The sequence below is a fragment of the Brevundimonas sp. Bb-A genome, from assembly GCF_009394735.1.
GTDB lineage: Bacteria > Pseudomonadota > Alphaproteobacteria > Caulobacterales > Caulobacteraceae > Brevundimonas > Brevundimonas aurantiaca.
The window spans coordinates 3,173,386-3,188,434 of sequence record NZ_CP045456.1 but is presented as its reverse complement, the minus strand read 5'-3'; the positions used below and the strand labels follow the sequence as shown (position 1 = coordinate 3,188,434).

At 69.0% G+C, this 15,049-nt stretch carries 9 protein-coding genes; 3 read left to right on the top strand and 6 right to left on the bottom strand.

The features are described from left to right. Window positions 1–27: 27 nt before the first annotated feature. Together gltB and BSP_RS15715 are read right to left on the bottom strand one after the other, a co-directional pair. Window positions 28–4,539, bottom strand: a complete 4,512-nt coding sequence (gene gltB / locus BSP_RS15720) for a glutamate synthase large subunit (protein WP_152950959.1) — start codon at window positions 4,537–4,539, stop codon at window positions 28–30. Further along, window positions 4,536–5,963 carry an NAD(P)-dependent oxidoreductase gene (locus BSP_RS15715; RefSeq protein ID WP_152950958.1) on the bottom strand — a complete coding sequence of 476 codons (1,428 nt, stop codon included), beginning with the start codon at window positions 5,961–5,963 and terminating at the stop codon, window positions 4,536–4,538. Before BSP_RS15715 ends, gltB begins: the two co-directional genes overlap by 4 nt. Window positions 5,964–6,192: 229 nt before the next feature. Here BSP_RS15715 and BSP_RS15710 point away from each other — a divergent pair, with 229 nt between their 5' ends. Beyond that, entirely contained in the window at window positions 6,193–8,616 is a 2,424-nt protein-coding gene (locus tag BSP_RS15710; protein WP_152950957.1) for a membrane-bound PQQ-dependent dehydrogenase, glucose/quinate/shikimate family, read from the top strand. Window positions 8,617–8,674: 58 nt separating this feature from the next. Here BSP_RS15710 and BSP_RS15705 read toward each other — a convergent pair whose 3' ends face one another. From BSP_RS15705 to proB, 4 genes are read right to left on the bottom strand one after another with little or no spacing between them, the layout of a single operon-like run. After that, entirely contained in the window at window positions 8,675–9,010 is a 336-nt protein-coding gene (locus BSP_RS15705) for a type II toxin-antitoxin system PemK/MazF family toxin (RefSeq protein ID WP_152950956.1), read from the bottom strand. Continuing rightward, window positions 8,997–9,212, bottom strand: a complete 216-nt coding sequence (locus BSP_RS15700) for an AbrB/MazE/SpoVT family DNA-binding domain-containing protein (protein ID WP_152950955.1) — start codon at window positions 9,210–9,212, stop codon at window positions 8,997–8,999. Before BSP_RS15700 ends, BSP_RS15705 begins: the two co-directional genes overlap by 14 nt. Window positions 9,213–9,258: 46 nt before the next feature. After that, window positions 9,259–10,530: a glutamate-5-semialdehyde dehydrogenase gene (locus BSP_RS15695; protein ID WP_152950954.1), complete on the bottom strand. Its 1,272-nt coding sequence runs from the start codon at window positions 10,528–10,530 to the stop codon at window positions 9,259–9,261. Beyond that, window positions 10,527–11,684 carry a glutamate 5-kinase gene (gene proB, locus BSP_RS15690; protein ID WP_152950953.1) on the bottom strand — a complete coding sequence of 386 codons (1,158 nt, stop codon included), beginning with the start codon at window positions 11,682–11,684 and terminating at the stop codon, window positions 10,527–10,529. Before proB ends, BSP_RS15695 begins: the two co-directional genes overlap by 4 nt. Before the next feature lie 64 nt (window positions 11,685–11,748). On the opposite strand from proB, the gene BSP_RS15685 reads away from it, so the two are divergent. Both BSP_RS15685 and BSP_RS15680 read left to right on the top strand, forming a co-directional pair. Beyond that, window positions 11,749–12,531 carry a ZIP family metal transporter gene (locus BSP_RS15685; protein WP_152950952.1) on the top strand — a complete coding sequence of 261 codons (783 nt, stop codon included), beginning with the start codon at window positions 11,749–11,751 and terminating at the stop codon, window positions 12,529–12,531. 234 nt (window positions 12,532–12,765) lie between these two features. After that, entirely contained in the window at window positions 12,766–14,985 is a 2,220-nt protein-coding gene (locus BSP_RS15680; protein WP_152950951.1) for a glycoside hydrolase family 3 N-terminal domain-containing protein, read from the top strand. Window positions 14,986–15,049 lie beyond the last annotated feature (64 nt).

Sequence of the window (15,049 nt, the reverse complement as noted above, 5' to 3'; positions counted from 1 at the left end):
GAGAGGAAGGAACGGCGCAACCAGGCTTCAGGCCGAAGTCTTAAGCCGTTCCTCCGCCCTGACAATGTCCGTGAGCGGTACGATGCGAACGAAACGGTCAAGCGTGTTGTCCCAGTCGCTCAACAGGCGCCGCGCCAAGGGCGAGGCCGTCGCGGCCAGGTGCGCCTCGACCAGTTCGCGCAGTCGTTCGGCCGCGGCCGCGTCGATGTCGGTCACGCCCGCCAGATCGCCGTTCAGGGCGCGCTCGGCGTGGCCCGGCTGGTCCAGCACGAACAGCTCGCCGCCGCTCATGCCCGCCGCCAGGTTCCAGCCGACCGAGCCCAGCACGACCACCCGGCCGCCGGTCATATATTCGCAGCCGTGGGCGCCCAGGCCCTCGACCACGGCTTCGGCGCCCGAGTTGCGCACCGCGAACCGCTCGCCCGCCGCGCCGGCGACGAACAGCCGGCCCGAGGTGGCCCCGTACAGGGTCGTGTTGCCGCAGATCAGCTGATCCTCGCGCCATTCCGGCGTGCGGATCGAAATCTCGGCCCCCGAGAGGCCCTTGCCGACATAGTCGTTGGCCTCGCCCGTCAGGTGCAGTTCCAGCCCCTTGGCCGCAAAGGCGCCGAAGCTCTGGCCGGCGATGCCTTCCAGACGCAGCTTCAGCCGTCCGGCCGGACCCTGGGAACCGAAACGCCGCACGATGGCGGACGAGACGGCGGCGCCGACCGTGCGCTGGGTGTTGTTCAGCGGATAGGACAGCTCCAGCGTCTGGCCCCGATCCAGGAAGCGCACCGCATCCTTCAGCACCCGGGCGTCCAGACTGTCGGCGATGGGCTTGCGGCCCTTGTCGGCCCATTTGCCGGCGGCGCCCTCGTCGACCTGGACCAGCAGGGGGTTCAGATCGAGGTCGTCCAGGTGCGCCCCGCCGCGCCGGACCTGACGCAACAGGTCGGTGCGGCCGATGATCTCGTCCATCGTCCGGGCGCCGATCGAGGCCAGAATCTCGCGTGTCTCCTCGGCGATGAAGGTGAACAGGTTGACCACCTTGTCCGGCGTGCCGGTGAACTTCTCGCGCAGCCGCTCGTCCTGGGAGCAGACGCCGACGGGGCAGGTGTTCGAATGGCACTGGCGCACCATCAGACAGCCCATGGCGATCAGGGCGGCGGTGCCGACCCCGTATTCCTCGGCGCCCAGCATGGCGGCGATGACGACGTCGCGGCCGGTGCGGACCCCGCCGTCCGTCCTCAGCGTGACTGAGCCGCGCAGATTGTTCAGCGTCAGCACCTGATGGGCCTCGGCCAGGCCGATCTCCCAGGGCAGGCCGGCGTGTTTGATCGAGGTCTGGGGCGAGGCGCCGGTGCCGCCGTTGTGGCCGGCGATCAGAATGGCGTCGGCATTGGCCTTGGCCACCCCGGACGCAATGGCCCCGATGCCCGAGGCGGACACCAGCTTCACCGTCACCTTGGCGTCTGGGTTGATGGCCTTCAGATCATAGATCAGCTGGGCCAGGTCCTCGATCGAATAGATGTCGTGGTGCGGCGGCGGGCTGATCAGGGTCGTGCCGGGCACGGCGTGGCGCATCCGGGCGATGAACTCGGTCACCTTGAAGCCGGGCAGTTGCCCGCCCTCGCCGGGCTTGGCGCCCTGGGCCACCTTGATCTCGATCTCGCGGCACTGGTTCAGATATTCGGCCGTGACGCCGAACCGGCCCGAGGCCACCTGTTTCACCGCCGAGTTGGCGTCGTCGCCGTTGGGGCGCGGGTGATAGCGTTCGGGATCCTCGCCGCCTTCGCCCGAGACCGAGCGGGCGCCGATACGGTTCATGGCGATGTTCAGCGTCTCATGCGCCTCGGGGCCGAGGGCGCCCAGGGACATGGCCTGTGTCAGGAAGCGGCGGCGGATGTCCGACACGCTCTCGACCTGATCAATGGGAATCGGCGTCCCTTCGCGGAAGTCCAGCAGGTCGCGCAGCGACAGGTCCGGCTGGTTTCTGACGGCTTCCGAGAACTGCTTGAACCGGCGGTAGTCGCCCCGGTTGCAGGCGTCCTGCAGCAGATGGATGGTCTTGGCCTCGTGGGCGTGAGCCTCGCCGCCCGCACGGATCTTGAAGAAGCCGCCGATGGCGGGGGAGGGCTGGGCCTCGCCCCAGGCGACCTTGTGCCGCTTCAGCGCCGCCTGCTCCAGACCCGCCAGCCCGATGCCGGAGATGCGCGACGGGGCGCCGGGGAAGAACTCGGCCGTCAGGGCCCGCGACAGGCCCAACACCTCGAACTCGCATCCGCCGCGATAGGCGGAGATGACGCTGATCCCCTTGCGCGCCAGGGTCTTCAAGAGGCCCGCCTCGATGCCCTTCTTGTAGTTCAGACAGGCGTCGCGCAGGGTCAGGCCGGGGTACAGACCCCGGTCCAGACGCTCCTGGAACAGGTCCTGGGCCAGCCAGGCGTTGACGGTGGTGGCGCCGACCCCGACCAGAACCGCGAACCCATGCGGGTCCAGGGTCTCGGCGGTGCGGACCACGATCGAGCAATAGGTCCGCAGACCCGCCGCGGTCAGCCGCCCGTGAACCCCGGCCGTGGCCAGGATCATCGGGGCCGCCAGTCGCGTCGCCGAGCTTTGCTGGTCGGTCAGCACGATCAGGGCGGCGCCGTCACGGGCGGCGGCCTCGGCCTCGTCCATGATCCGGTCCAGGGCCGCGCGCAGGCCCGCGCCGGGCCGCGCGTCGTCGGCCGGGACGTCATAGCTGCAGTCGATGACCACGGTCGAACCCGCGCCGACAGTCGCGACCATCCGCTCGTACATGCCGTTGGTCAGGACGGGGCTGTCCAGAACAAAGACGTCGGTCTGCGCCTCTTCCTGAGCCAGGATGTTGCCCAGGTTCTTGAACCGGGTCTTCAGGCTCATCGCCCCGGCTTCGCGCAGGGGGTCGATGGGCGGATTTGTCACCTGGCTGAAGTTCTGGCGGAAATAGTGGCTCAGCGGGCGCGGCAGGGCCGACAGAACCGCCGGCGGGGCGTCGTCGCCCATGGAGCCGACCGCCTCCTTGCCGTCGCGCACCAGGGCGTCCAGCAGCAGATCCAGATCTTCGCGGCTGAAGCCGGCGGCGATCTGGCGGCGGGTCAGGTCCTCGCCGGAGGCCGAACGCGGTTCCGGTCCGGGGCCGATGATCGGCTCCAGATCCACCATATTGTCCAGCCACTCCGTATAGGGGTGGGCGGCGGCCAGGGCGTCGATGGCCTCATGCTCGTCGTAGAGACGGCCGTGCTTCATATCGACGGCGATCAGCTTGCCGGGGCCGATGTGCAGGCGGCGCTTCACCCGGCTTTCGGGGATGGGGACCAGGCCCGCTTCGGAGCCGGCCATCAAGAGGCCGTCCACGGTTTCGACCGCCCGCAGGGGGCGCAGGCCGTTCCGGTCCTTGCCCGCCACCACCCAGCGGCCGTCGGCGGCGCAGATGGCGGCCGGACCGTCCCACGGCTCCATCACCGCATTGCAATAGGCGTAGAAGGCCCGGTGTTCGGGCGGCATGACGACGTCGTCCTTGGCCCAGGCCTCGGGGATCAGCAGGGCCTTGGCCATCGGCGCGGGGCGACCGGCGTGGACCAGCACCTCCATCACATTGTCCAGGGCGGCCGAGTCCGACCCGCCCGGCTGGACCACCGGCTTCACCTCGCGGTCGCGATCCCCGAAGGCCTGGGCGGCCATGCGGATCTCGTGCGACTTCATCCAGTTCAGATTGCCCTTCAGCGTGTTGATCTCGCCGTTGTGGGCCAGCATGCGGAAGGGCTGGGCCAGCTTCCATTCCGGGAAGGTGTTTGTCGAATAGCGCTGGTGGAAGACGGCGTAGGCCGAAACGAAGCGCGGGTCTTCCAGATCGGGATACAGGTCGCCCAGCAGTTCGGCCCGCACCATGCCCTTGTAGGCGATGGAGCGCGCGGACAGGGTGCAGATATAGACGCCGGCCAGGTTCTCGGTCTTGACCGTCTTTTCGATGCGGCGGCGGCACAGATACAGTTCGCGTTCCAGCGCCTCGCCGTCCAGCGGTTGGCCCGCGTCGTCCAGCGGCGGGGCCAGCATGATCTGTTCGATCTCGGGCCGGGTGGCGCCGGCCTTGGTCCCGACGACCGACAGGTCGATGGGCGTCTGGCGCCAGCCGTAGATCCAGAAGCCGGCGCGCAGGGCCTCGGTTTCGACAATGGCGCGGGCGCGGTCCTGGGCCCCCAGGTCCGTGCGCGGCAGGAAGACCTGGCCCACGCAGATCGGACCGGGCCGCACGGACTGACCGATCGAGGCCACCTGGTCGGCGAAGAAGCCCTGCGGCAGTTCGCACATGACGCCGGCGCCGTCGCCGGACAGGCCGTCGGGATCGACGGCGCCGCGGTGGGCCACGGCCTTCAGGCTGCGGATCGCATATTCGACCACGTCGCGGCGCGGCGTGCCGTCGATGGAGCAGACCAGGCCCACGCCGCAGGCGTCGCGTTCGGAGCTGCGGTCATAGGCGTGTTCGGCTTCCAGCCGGTCGCGGGTCTGTTCGTACTTGTTCAGCCAATCGGTCATGCCGCGACCTCCTCGGTGCGGGTCTTCAGGTAACGGTCGATCTCGGCGGCGGCGTCCTGTCCCTCCCGCACAGCCCAGACGACCAGCGAGGCCCCGCGCACCGCGTCGCCGGCGGCGAAGACGCCGGGCAGGCTGGTGGCGAAGCTGACGGCGCCGACCTTGATCGTGCCGTCGTCGCGGAGTGTCAGGTTCGGCTCATGCGCCGCGAAGGGCTCGGGCGAAAAGCCCAGGGCCTCGATGACGATGTCGGCCGGAATATCGAAGTCGGCGCCGGGCACGGGCACGATGTCGCGCCGCTCGCCGGGGGCCGCCTCGGTCAGTTGCATCCGCGCGGCGCGGACGCCGGTGACGCGGTCGCCCTGAGACAATAGGGCCTTGGGTGCGCCCAGCCATTCGAAGACGACGCCTTCCTCCTCGGCGTTGACCACCTCGCGGGCCGAGCCGGGCATGTTCTCCCGGTCGCGACGATACAGGCAGGTGACGGAGGCCGCGCCCTGGCGGATCGCGGTGCGGACGCAGTCCATAGCCGTGTCGCCGCCGCCGATCACCACCACCCGCTTGCCGCGCGCCTCGTGCCAGCCGTCCTGTTCGGCGTCGCCCAGGTCGCGCCGGTTCTGGTGCGTCAGATAGGAGAGGGCCGCCACGGTGGAGTCCGGGCCACGCCCCGGCGCCGACAGGACGCGGGGCTGGTAGACGCCCATGGCCAGGAGGACCACGTCATGGCGGTCGCGCAACTCGGTCAGGGTCACGTCCTTGCCGACCTCGCAGCCCAGGACGAACTGAACGCCGCCGTCGATCAGACGGTCCACGCGACGCTGGACCACGTGCTTCTCCAGCTTGAAGCCGGGAATGCCGTAGATCAGCAGGCCGCCGGCCCGGTCATGACGGTCATAGACGGTGACCTGATAGCCTTCACTGCGCAGCCGGTCGGCGGCGGCCAGACCGGCCGGTCCCGCCCCGACGATGCCGACGCTCTCGCCGCGCTCGGCCGCAGGCCGGATCGGTTCGACCCAACCGTTGGCGAAGGCCTGATCCCCCAGCCAGGCCTCGACCGAGCCGATGGTCACGGCGTCCCAGCCGGACTGGTTCAGGGTGCAGCCGCCTTCGCACAGCCGGTCCTGCGGACAGATGCGGCCGCAGATTTCGGGCATGGTGGAGGTCAGGGACGCCACGCGCCACGCCTCCTGCGCCTCGTTCTCGGCCGACAGGCGCAGCCAGTCGGGAATGTTGTTCTGAAGCGGGCAGGCGTTCTGGCAGAACGGCACGCCGCAGTCGGTGCAGCGCGACGCCTGTTTCTCCGCCGTCTCGGTCGAGGGCGGAATCGTGATCTCACCGAAACCGCGCGCGCGCAGTTCGGCGGAGGCCTTGGACAGGCGGCGGGGTTCGACCACGAAAGTCCCGCCTTGCTTCAGGGTCTTATGCATCCCTCGCATATGCAGCAAAGCGGCGGTGTGAGGCAAATATTATTGCCGCCATGGGCTGTTGCTCGAGCAAATCGCAACAAATGATCAGTTATGCGCGCATTGTGGCGATAAATATGTGCGCTCGCCGCTCCACTTGGAACGGCTTTAGGGTCTGTAGGCGCCGAATTCGGAACCTGTGCGGCGTCCGTTCGTTGAGCTCGTCTCAACCGCAATCGAAAACGGGGGATCCATGCCGAGATGGACCACGCCGACGGGGCTGGGAGGATGGCTGACGCTGCTCCTCGGCCTCCTGATCGCCCTGATCGGAGCGATCCTCGCCTTCGGCGGGGCGCAGCTCGCGGCCCTGGGCGGCTCCTGGTATTATCTGATCGTCGGCCTGCTGCTGATCGCCTCGGGCGTGCTGCTGGTCTTGCGCGACGTGCGGGGCGCCTGGATCTACGGCGGCGCCTTCCTGTTCACCCTGGTCTGGGCGCTTTGGGAAAAGGGGCTGGACGGATGGGCCCTGGTCCCGCGTCTGATCGGCCCGCTGGTTCTGATGTTCCTGGTTCTGGCTAGCCTGCCCGTGCTGATGGGGCGGGGCGGCAAACGGCTGGCGGGCGGCGGCGCCCTGGGACTGGCGGTCCTTACGGTGGTGTTCGGCTTCGCCGTGGCCCAGGCCAACCGCGCTCAGATCGCCAGCCCGGCGCCGGGCGCGCGCGGCGCCTACAACGACCCGGCCCTGCTGAAGACCGGCGCCGACTGGCCCGCCTGGGGCGGCACGGACAGCGCCCAGCGCTATTCGCCTCTGACGCAGATCAACAAGGACAATGTCGGTCGACTGGAACGGGCCTGGACCTTCCGCACCGGCGATCTGCCGGAAGAACGATGGGGCGCGGAGACCACGCCTCTGAAGATCGGCGACACCGTCTATCTCTGCTCTGCCCGCAACAAACTGTTCGCCCTGGACGCCGCCACGGGGCGACAGAAGTGGGCCTATGATCCTCAGGTCGCCGACGAGAACATCCCCTATACGGCCGCCTGCCGGGGCGTGACCTATCACGCGCGGGCCGGCGCCGACGCGGCCGAGCCGTGCGCGACCAAGATCGTCGAGGGCACTCTGGACGGCCGCATCATCGCTGTCGATGCGCGCACCGGACGCCCCTGTCCGGCCTTCGGCCAGAACGGCGCCGTCGATATCAAGCGCGGCATGGGCGAGCCCTATCCGGGCATGGTCTCGATAACTTCCGCCCCTGTGATCGTGCGCGGGGTGATCGTCACGGGGCATCAGGTGCTGGACGGCCAGAAGCGCTGGAACGCCTCGGGCGTGATCCAGGGCTTCGATGTGGAGACGGGTGAACTGCGTTTCGCCTGGGACATGATGCGCCCCGACCGCAACGGCCTGCCGCCGGAAGGAGAGACCTATACGCCGGGCACGCCCAATATGTGGACCACGGCCACGGGGGACGAGGCGCTGGGCCTAGTCTATCTGCCCATGGGTAATTCGTCCGCCGACTACTGGTCCAGCTCGCGGCGACCGGCCGAGAATGAATACTCCACCGCCCTGGTCGCGCTGGACGTGACGACCGGCAAGCCCCGCTGGCATTTCCAGACGGTGCATAAGGACGTCTGGGACTTCGACCTGGGCTCTCAGGCGACCTTAATCGACTTCCCGACGGGGGGCGGCGTGGTTCCGGCCCTGCTGCTGCCCACCAAACAGGGCGACATGTATGTGTTCAACCGCGCCACCGGCCAGTTGCTGCATGGGGTCGAGGAACGTCCGGTCCCGACCACGGGCGGAACCGAACAGGGCCAGCGGTCGCCCACCCAGCCCTTTTCGCTGTTCGCCACCCTGCGCAAGCCCAATCTGGAGGAGCGGGACATGTGGGGCATGTCGCCCATCGACCAGATGTTCTGCCGCATCAACTTCAGGAAGGCCGACTATCAGGGCTATTACACCCCGCCATCGACCAACCACTACATCAACTATCCCGGCTATAACGGCGGCTCCGACTGGGGCGGCGTGGCGGTCGATCCTGTGCGCGGCGTGATCATCGCCAACTACAACGACATGCCCAACTACAACCGGCTGGTGCCGCGCGAAGAGGCCAATGAGCGGGGCTGGTTCCCGCGTGACGACCCTCGCTACATCGCCCAGCAGCAGGAGGCGAGCGCGCGCGGCGGCAGCCTGTCCAAGGGGGAAGGGGCGGGCGATCCGCAGATCGGGGTGCCCTACGCCATCGACGTCAACGCCGGCTGGCGCGTGAAGTGGACGGGCCTGCTGTGCAAGGAGCCTCCCTACGGCGGCATCACCGCCATCGACATGCGCTCGGGCAAGACCCTGTGGGACCGTCCGTTCGGGACGGCGCGCAAGAACGGGCCGTGGGGCATCCCCTCGCACCTGCCGCTGGAGATCGGCACGCCGAACAACGGCGGTTCGGTGGTGACGGCCGGCGGCCTGATCTTCATCGCCGCGGCGACCGACGACCTGATCCGCGCCATCGACATCGAAACCGGCGAGACCGTCTGGTCCGACGTCCTGCCGGCCGGCGGCCAGGCCAATCCGATGATCTATGAGCAGAACGGCCGCCAGTATCTCGTCATCATGGCGGGCGGCCATCACTTCATGGAGACGCCCCGCGGCGACTATGTGATCGCCTATGCTCTGCCGACCTGAGACAGGACGACCCTCTCCCTTCCGGATCGGGGAGGGGAGAGGTTCATCGCGTCGGCGTTCAGAGCTTGGCGCGCACCGACTGCATCGCTCGCGCCAGCCGGTCCGGATCGATCCGCCCCAGCTTCTTAGCCACGGCTGCATCTATGGTGGCGATCTTGACCGGACGAATTAACGACGGCGCCGGCAGACCGGCAGCGGCATAGTCCTCGTCCAGCGGCACATCCTCCGCCCATCTGCGGTTCTCGGCGCTGGTGATCATCACTACCCATAAGAGCCGGTCCGACTCGCCAAGCGGACCGTTGGACACGACCAGAGCAGGGCGGTGCTGGCGTGTGTTCCGATCGGTGTAGGGGAAAGGGACGCGGACGACGTCTCCGCGCTCAAAGTCCGGCATAGGCCTTGCGGTCCGCCTCGGTGTCCCATTCGTCGAAGGCGCTGAACGGATCGTCCGCAGGCGCGCGCCACGCCTTGCGCAGAATGGCTCGGTCGCCGTCCAGATCATACTGGATCTCGTCGCCGTCCTGCAGATTCAACGCCGTGCGGACGGCCTGCGGGATGGTGGTCTGGGCCTTGGATGTGAGGCGGCTTTTGATCATGGCGAGACGGTAAGGAATTTCCTTACTGTTCGCAACCCGTCTGCGCTCAGGGTCGGGTCTGGCCCCGTCCGCGCACGACGTATTTGTAGGTGGTCAGCTGTTCCGCCCCCACCGGACCACGGGCGTGCAGGCGGGCGGTGGAGATGCCGATCTCGCCGCCGAAGCCGAACTCGCCGCCGTCCGCGAACTGGGTCGAGGCGTTGATCAGGACGATGGCGCTGTCCACACGGGCGGCGAACCGTTCGGCCGCCTCGGCGTCGGTAGTGACGATCGCCTCGGTGTGGCCTGAGCCGTAGCGGGCGATGTGCGCCGTCGCCGCGTCCAGGTCCTCCACCACCCGCACCGAAAGGATCGGCGCGAGATACTCTGTGGTCCAGTCCGCCTCTTCGGCGGGCGCCATTTCCGGGACCAGGGTCCGCGCCTCGGCGTCGCCGCGCAGTTCGCAGCCTGCCGCGATCAGGTCCGTCGCCACCGGCGGCAGCAGGCGCTCGGCCGCCGCGCGATCGACCAGCAGGGTCTCGGTTGCGCCGCAAATGGAGACGCGCCGCATCTTGGCGTTCAGCACGACGGCCCGCGCCATGTCCAGGTCTGCGGCTTCGTGCAGATAGGTGTGGTTCAGCCCCTCCAGATGGCTGAGCACGGCGGTCTTGGCCTCCGCCTGGACGCGGGCGACCAGGCTCTTGCCGCCGCGCGGAATGATGACGTCGATCGCCCCGTCCAGCCCGCCCAGCATCAGGCCGACGGCTTCGCGGTCGGGCGTATCGACCAGTTGCACCGCATCCGCCGGCAGGCCGGCCTCCGCCAGGGATTCCGCGATCAGGCCGGCGATGGCGAGGGAGGACTGGAGGCAATCCGATCCACAGCGCAGGATGGCGGCGTTGCCCGAGCGGATGCACAGGGCGGCGGCGTCGGCGGTGACGTTGGGCCGGCTCTCATAGATCACGCCCAGCACCCCGATCGGGGTGCGGACCCGCGCGATGTCCAGACCGTTGGCGGGGGTCCAGCGCTCGGTCTCGACGCCCAGGGGATCGGGCACGGCGGCGATGGTCTTGACCGCCTGGGCCATGCCGGCGAGGCGGGCGGGGGTCAGCAGCAATCGGTCGATTTGGGCCTCGGCCATGCCGTTCGCACGGGCTGCGGCCACGTCTCGGGCGTTGGCGGCCAGAATGTCCGCCTCGGCGGCGGTCAATCGTCGGGCCAGGCTGTCCAGCGCGCGGGTGCGGGCGCCGGCCGGGGCGTCGCGCAGACCCGCCGCAGCGGCGCGGGCGCATCGGCCCCGCTCCAGCATCTGTTCGTTCAGCGTCAGAGTCTCGGTCATCGGTCGTCCAGCACCAGGTCGTCGCGGTGGATCAGGACCGAGGCGCCGCGATAGCCCAGAACGGACTCGATCTCATCGCTGCGGCGGCCCCGGATGCGGGCGGCCTCTTCGGCGGCGTAGGCGGCTAAGCCCACCCCGACAGGCCGGTTTTCGGCGTCGATCAGGCGCACGCAGTCGCCCTTTTCGAAGTCGCCCGAGACGGCCGTGACCCCGGCGGGCAGCAGGCTTTTGCCGGCCTTCAGCGCGGCCACGGCGCCGGGGTCCAGCGTCAGGGTTCCGGCGGGCGACAGGCTGCCGGCGATCCACTGCTTATAGGCGGCCATCGGGGTGTCGGGCGCCGTGATCAGGGTGGCGCGCGCCCCGGTGCGAACCGCGCTCAGAGGCGACAGGGTCTGGCCCGAGGCGATGACGGTGGCGCAGCCGGCCGAGCGGGCGATCTGTGCCGCCGCCAGCTTGGTCGCCATGCCGCCCGTGCCGACCCCGGCCTGGGCGTTGGCGCCGCCGCCCATGGCCAGGACGTCGGGGCCGAGGCTCTCGATCAAGGGCAGGTGGACGGCGTTTGGGTCTCGCCGTGGATCGGCGGTGTAGAGGCCGTCGACGTCGGACAGCAAAATCAGCAGATCGGCCCGCGCCAGTTGGGCCGTGCGCGCCGCCAGCCGATCGTTGTCGCCATAGCGGATCTCTTCGGTGGCGACGGTGTCGTTCTCATTGACGATGGGCACGACCCCGTGGGCCAGCAGGGCCTCGACCGTGGCGCGGCCGTTCAGCCAGCGCCGGCGCCGCTCGGTGTCGTCGCGGGTCAAGAGGACCTGCCCGGCGACCAGACCATGGGGCGCCAGGGCCTCGGACCAGGCGGCCATCAGCAGGGACTGGCCCACCGAGGCCGCCGCCTGCTTGTCCTCCAGCCGCGCGCCCAGGTTCGGCAGGCGGCCGCGCCCCAGTGCGATCGAACCGGACGAGACGACGATCACCTCGCGGCCCTCAGCCTTCAGCCGCGCCAGATCCTCGGCCATGGCGGCCAGCCAGTCGCGCGTCGGCCGCCGCGTCTCGGCGTCGATCAACAGAGACGATCCGATCTTGACCACGACCCGGCGGGCGGCCCCCAGGGCGGAGGCGGCGTCCGGGCGCGGCGCGGGGGAGGCGGCCTGGGACATGAAGGTTTCTCTAAACGGCCGATCGCCGCTTGTCTCTTGTCGTCTGTGCCTTCACAGCAGGGCGATGATGGAATCCCTGTCCCCTATCGCCGCCGGCGCCCTGGGCAGTCTGGCGGCCGGTCTGATGACGGCGGTCGGCGCGGCGCCGATGCTGGTGGTCAAAAGGCCCGGTCAGCAGACCCAGAGCGTGCTCCTAGGCTTCGCCGCCGGGGTGATGCTGGCGGCCTCCTTCTTCTCGCTGATCATGCCGGGGGTGGAGGTGCTGCAAACGGGCGGGGCGTCGCGCGGCTGGGCGGCGGGAACCATGGCGGCGGCGGTGCTGATCGGGGCCACGGTCATCGGCCTGATGAACCGGTTCGCGCCGGTGGACATGCTGGCGATCGGACCGGCCCAGTCGCAACATCTGGCGCGCCGCATCTGGCTGTTCATCATCGCCATCACCCTGCACAACTTTCCGGAAGGCGCGGCCGTGGGCGTCAGCTTCGGCGGCGGCGACCTGCACCAGGGGCTGGCGACGACGCTCGGCATCGGGATTCAGAACATGCCCGAAGGCCTGGCCGTGTCGGCGGCCATGGCCTCGCTGGGGTATGGCCGCATCGCCGCCTTTGCGGCCGCCCTGGCCTCGGGTCTGGTCGAGCCGGTCGGCGGGCTGATCGGCGCGAGCGTGGTCGGCGCCTTGCCCGGCGCCCTGCCCTGGGGCCTGGGTCTGGCGGCCGGAGCCATGATCTACGTCGTCACCGCAGAGATCATTCCCGAGACGCGTGAGCGATCGACCGGCGACGGCTCCATGATCGGGCTGATGGTCGGTCTGGTGGGGATGATGTTCCTGGACATCGCCCTGGGCTGAGCTTGGCCTTTAGGCTGCTCTCGAGTTGAAGGACTTCGGGCGCCTGTTACATCATTTACATGCGGCGCGGGTCTGGACGGGGGCGGTCGCCAGAGGTTAGGCCACCAGTTCGCCGATCCATCTGCCCCGAAGGAGCGCCCCATTAAGACGCGACCTGAAAAGCCTTCGGCTTCCCGTCGAAACTTCTTGTCTGGCCTCGGGCTTCTCGCCCTGATGGGCGCCGGAGTGTATTCCATGCCTGCTTCCGCCGAAACCGCCCGCGCCGTTCAGCGTCACCGCCAGCGGATCGAGGATCTGATTTCGGCCATGACGGTCGAGGAGAAGGCGGGCCAGCTCAATCTGCTCGCCGATCCGTTCCGCTGGATGCCGACGGCGGTGAACCCGCTGGACGGCACGGGCGATCCCGCCCGCGTCACCGCCATGATCCGCGAGGGCAAGGTCGGCAGCCTGTTCAACGGCATCGGCGCCGAGGCCGGCCGCCGCATCCAGCAGGTCGCGATGGAAGAGAGCCGGCTGAAGATCCCGCTGCTGTTCGCGGCGGACGTGATCCACGGCCTGTCCACCATCTTCCCCGTACCCCTGGCCGAGGCGGCGGCTTTCGACACTCAACTGGCCTATCGCACCGCCCGGGCGGCGGCGGTGGAGACGGCGGCCTCGGCCGTGCACCAGACCTACGCCCCCATGGTGGACGTGGCCCGCGACCAACGCTGGGGCCGAAACGTCGAGGGCGCCGGCGAGGACGTTCTGCTGAACAATCTGCTGGCCGCCGCCCGGGTGCGCGGCTTCCAGGGTGAAAAGGGGCTGGACGACCGCGACGCCGTCCTGGCCACCGCCAAACACATGGCCGCCTATTCGGCCGCCATCGGCGGGGTCGAGTACAACACCACCGACATGAGCGAGCAGACGCTGCGCGGCGTCTTCCTGCCGCCGTTCAAGGCGGCGGTGGATGCGGGCTGTCTGTCGATCATGAGCGCCTTCAACGATCTGAACGGGGTTCCGGCCTCGGGCAGCCGCAAACTGCTGACCGACATTCTGCGCGGCGAATGGGGTTTCGAGGGCTTCGTCGTCTCGGATTACACCTCCGAACAGGAGCTGATCGCCCACGGCTTCGCCGAGGACGGCCGCGACGCCGCCCGCCTGGCCTTCAACGCCGGCGTGGACGTGTCGATGGTCTCGGGCCTCTATCTGGAGCATCTGCCCAGCCTGGTCGCCTCGGGCGAGGTGTCGATGGCCCGACTGGACGAGGCGGTGCGCCGTCTGCTGCACACCAAGGCGGCGCTGGGCCTGTTCGACGATCCCTATCGCGGCACGGACGTGGCGCGTGAGAAGGCCGTGGTCGGCTCGCGCGATCATATCGCCCTGTCGCGCGAAGCGGGCCGCAAGTCCGTGGTCCTGCTGAAGAACGACAACGGCCTTCTGCCGCTGAACAAGAGCCAGAAGATCGCCCTGATCGGCCCCTTCGCCGATGACGTGGACAATGTCTGGGGGCCGTGGACCATCTGGGGCGCGCCTGAGCGTCGCGTCTCGCTGGAGGCCGGCTTCCGCGCCGCCATGAGCGATCCGCAAGCCCTGACCGTCGCGCGCGGCTCCGGCGTCGAGAGCGCGCTGGACGGCGGCATCGACGAGGCTGTCCGTGCGGCCGCCAACGCTGATGTCATCGTGCTGGCCATCGGCGAAAGCCAGAAGATGTCGGGCGAGGCACAGTCCCGCACTGAGATCGTCGTGCCGGCGCCGCAGATGGCTCTGGTGGACGCCATGGCCGCTCTGAACAAGCCCATGGTCATCCTGCTGCGCAACGGCCGGGCCCTGGCGCTGGAGGGCAATGTCAAGAACGCCCAAGCCGTCGTCGTGACCTGGTTCCTGGGCGAGCAGATGGGCCACGCCGTCGCCGACGTGATCTTCGGCGAGCATGGCCCCTCGGCCCGCCTGCCGATCAGCTTCCCGCACAAGTCGGGCCAGCAGCCCTATTCCTACGACCACAAGAACACGGGACGTCCGGCCAACCCGGACCTGCCGGTCGAGGAATACAAGGCCCGCTATCGCGAGACGACCAATACGGCCCTCTATCCGTTCGGTTTCGGCCTGACCTATGGCGAGGTGGTCTATGGGCCGGTTGAGATGGCGAGCGATCAACTGCCGTGGAACGGGACGCTGGACGTCGCCGTCACCGTGACCAACCGGGGCGCCCACGCGGCCGAGGAACTGGTGCAGCTCTATATCCACGACCGGGTCGCCAGCCTGACCCAGCCGGGCCGTCTGCTGAAGGATTTCAAACGGGTCAGCCTGCGTCCCGGTCAGAGCCAGACGGTGCGTTTCACCCTGAACCCGCGTCAGCTGGGCTTCATCGGCGAGGACGGCGCCTACCGGATCGAACCCGGCTTGTTCGACCTGTGGCTGGCCCCGCACGCCCAGGGCGGTTCGGCGGCTCAGTTCCGTCTGATCGGCCCGGCCTGATCCTGCGGACGTTGACGGAGCGGACGGCAGGGCTTAACGAGCCCGCCGTTTGTCTTCGGCCTCC

What these genes read in the sequence shown, in the direction of transcription:
- gltB (WP_152950959.1), bottom strand. Translation starts at nt 4,539, where the DNA reads ATGACCGATTGGCTGAACAAGTACGAACAGACCCGCGACCGGCTGGAA.
- BSP_RS15715 (WP_152950958.1), bottom strand. Translation starts at nt 5,963, where the DNA reads ATGCATAAGACCCTGAAGCAAGGCGGGACTTTCGTGGTCGAACCCCGC.
- BSP_RS15710 (WP_152950957.1), top strand. Translation starts at nt 6,193, where the DNA reads ATGCCGAGATGGACCACGCCGACGGGGCTGGGAGGATGGCTGACGCTG.
- BSP_RS15705 (WP_152950956.1), bottom strand. Translation starts at nt 9,010, where the DNA reads ATGCCGGACTTTGAGCGCGGAGACGTCGTCCGCGTCCCTTTCCCCTAC.
- BSP_RS15700 (WP_152950955.1), bottom strand. Translation starts at nt 9,212, where the DNA reads ATGATCAAAAGCCGCCTCACATCCAAGGCCCAGACCACCATCCCGCAG.
- BSP_RS15695 (WP_152950954.1), bottom strand. Translation starts at nt 10,530, where the DNA reads ATGACCGAGACTCTGACGCTGAACGAACAGATGCTGGAGCGGGGCCGA.
- proB (WP_152950953.1), bottom strand. Translation starts at nt 11,684, where the DNA reads ATGTCCCAGGCCGCCTCCCCCGCGCCGCGCCCGGACGCCGCCTCCGCC.
- BSP_RS15685 (WP_152950952.1), top strand. Translation starts at nt 11,749, where the DNA reads ATGATGGAATCCCTGTCCCCTATCGCCGCCGGCGCCCTGGGCAGTCTG.
- BSP_RS15680 (WP_152950951.1), top strand. Translation starts at nt 12,766, where the DNA reads ATGCCTGCTTCCGCCGAAACCGCCCGCGCCGTTCAGCGTCACCGCCAG.